The organism is Methanocalculus sp., from assembly GCF_029762515.1.
GTDB lineage: Archaea > Halobacteriota > Methanomicrobia > Methanomicrobiales > Methanocorpusculaceae > Methanocalculus.
Genome location: NZ_JARVGN010000351.1, coordinates 1 through 2,436, shown reverse-complemented (window position 1 = coordinate 2,436; position 2,436 = coordinate 1). Strand labels below are relative to the sequence as shown.

The following is a 2,436-nucleotide window of genomic DNA, read 5'->3' as shown; positions in this document are numbered from 1 at the left end:
ATTAGCCCCATGAAGAACATATCCCACTCTCCGGTCAGTGTATACCGATTCAACTCCTGCCCTTCCTGATCATAATCTGCTGGGTTGGGTATCTTTGGATCATTCAGTGAGAAGCAGAAAGCGAGACGCAATAATATGTTGGGAGTGAGCCCGGTCTTTCCCTTGAGCATCTGGAGTCTTTTTGTTGCATCCTGGCTGATTCGAACGCGATTGAAACTCAATTCTCCACCTCCGCAAGACCATTCCAGAAGTATCCTTCGGTAACCTTGGTCGCTCCATCTTCCTTGTTAAAGTCCAGATGATAGGCTTTGGCGATATTGGGGCGTAAATCCTTGAAATAGTTGAGATCGATCTCTGTGTCCGTGGAAAAGATTAGCATCTGGTGGCTGGCTTTGGGGAAAAATTCACCGACGAGATTGCCCCGATGTTCGCTGTCTAGACGGCCCAGGGGAGTGTCGATGATGAATGGCAATGGTCGCCTCGAAGCAAGAGTCAGAGCCCAGAGCATTGCTACTGCATAGATCTGTTTCTCTCCAACGGAAAGATTTGTCTTGGGAATTACCTGACCGCTCCGGCTGTAGAGGGTCAGGGAGAAGTCCTTGATATTGATATCAACGCCAGTAATGTACTCTCCTTTCCTCAGAAGACGATTGAAACAGGAGAGAAAGATCTCACCGAATTCATTAATTTTTGCCTTCTGTAATTTGTCGCTATATTCAAGGACAATCTCTCTCACCGAATTTGCCATCGCTACCTGATTTGAAACATTTTCAATTTCTTTCAATTGATTAAAGCAGATTTCTCGATTTTTATTGACTTCATCAAGCTTGTATTCCAATATCCTGATTTTTTCATCCATCTGCCGTAGCTGTTCTTCATACTGGCCAATTTCCTGATTCAGCTTGTTTAATGCCTGGATAATCGGCCCAATTACATCATCTTCGGGGGCTCTCTGCAATGCCTTTTCAACCCGATTTCTTTTATCGGTGAATTGTTCCAGTTTTTCAGTTAGATTTTTCAATTCTACTGGAGTCTTCGTCTGTGACTCGTCGATCCAATTCAAGAGTTTTTGTGTCTCTTTCTGCGAGAGGGCATGAAACGGCCGGAAATTATGATATTTGTCATCCTGCGAAAACGTCGTTCGGAAAAGATCTACCATGCGATGAATGATTTCACTGCGTTCATCTGATGAAATTCTAATATCTTCCCAATGATTTGCCGCATTGATTGCTTTAGAAAAATTATCGATTTTCTCTTCGAATATTCGTTGGGTATTTTGCCACTGAGTATACTTTTCTTCCTCGAGTAAGCGGGACTTAAAGAGCTCGCAATACTTTGGTGTCAGGGAAAATGGAAGTAAATTTGAGCATAGTTCTCTGATATTCGAACGTGTTCTCTCGATATCATTTTCCAATTGAATTTTTTCCAGTTTTAGTTCGTTGCGTCGGTCTGAGAAGCTGCCCCCTTCATGAGCAACGAGTACCTCTTGTTCGTCGAGTTTTCCTAACTTTTGATGATATTTTGCATTTAATTCCGCTCTTTGCTGACGCAGGGTATCCAAGGATTGCTCCAACTCAGAGTGCTCTTTCTCGTGTCGTAGAATTTCTTTCTGAATCTCTTTCTCTCCGGACGTTTTTGCCTTTCTGCTGATATAAATCCCTAGATCCGAGCTCAATTTATCGACAATATTCAATCCAAGTAATGTTTTGAACGAACGCTTGAGATGGGTATTATTTTTGTCATCTTCGGCGAGCAATTGAATCTTTTCGCCATCAAAAAAGAATAGTTTCGAAATTCCTGGAGGGATCAACTCATTGATGAAATCTTGCCACTGTGACACTTCGAGATCGTCGATTTTTTCCCCATTTCTTGTAACGGAGAGCGATTCTTTTAGTTCTTCTTTGTGCCGTATCCACGCACGGGTTATTTTGAAATAATCCTTTTCGCCCAGGTGTGCGTATTCAAATTCAATCTCGATCGAAGCAGAGTCGCAACTCAATTGGGAGTTTACATTTTGATGAAAATGGTCCAGGATATATTTATTGTATTCTCGTTTTTTGTATCGGTATTCGTCGAGATTTGGCCCATATAGCCCGATGCGAAATGCATCGAAAAGGGTTGTTTTCCCCGCACCATTCTTCCCGCCGAAGAGGATGATTGGCTGAATGCAACCGTTATTCTTCGTCGGTCTCAAATCAAATTCGTTTTTTCCCTTGAATAGGCCGAAATTGTTGAGGGTTAATTTTGTTATCAGCATCTTAGAACCTCTCTAATCGGTTTCTTCACTTGACCTACCGAGAATTTCATCCTCTGTCCGCCATTCTTCCTTTAATACATCTTCAATCCTCGAATAAATCGAGGACCGTCGCTTCATTCCCTGAAATTGTCGTTCGACATCCAGCAATTTCGTGACCAATCGCACCGGAGTGTTGTGCA

The 2,436-nt window shown here is 42.5% G+C and carries 2 protein-coding genes; both read right to left on the bottom strand.

Annotation, left to right across the window (positions count from 1 at the left end; genetic code table 11):
* On the bottom strand, positions 1-221 hold a 221-nt coding region (locus QCH34_RS10765), incomplete at its 3' end, for a DndE family protein (RefSeq protein WP_300333993.1).
* A complete protein-coding gene (dndD, locus tag QCH34_RS10760) occupies positions 218-2,257 on the bottom strand; it encodes a DNA sulfur modification protein DndD (RefSeq protein ID WP_300333990.1) in 2,040 nt (679 codons plus the stop codon). The genes QCH34_RS10765 and dndD, both read right to left, overlap by 4 nt.
* Positions 2,258-2,436: the final 179 nt, after the last annotated feature.

Bases quoted from the DNA above. Each gene is read 5' to 3' on its own strand.
- dndD (WP_300333990.1), bottom strand. From the start codon at position 2,257: ATGCTGATAACAAAATTAACCCTCAACAATTTCGGCCTATTCAAGGGA.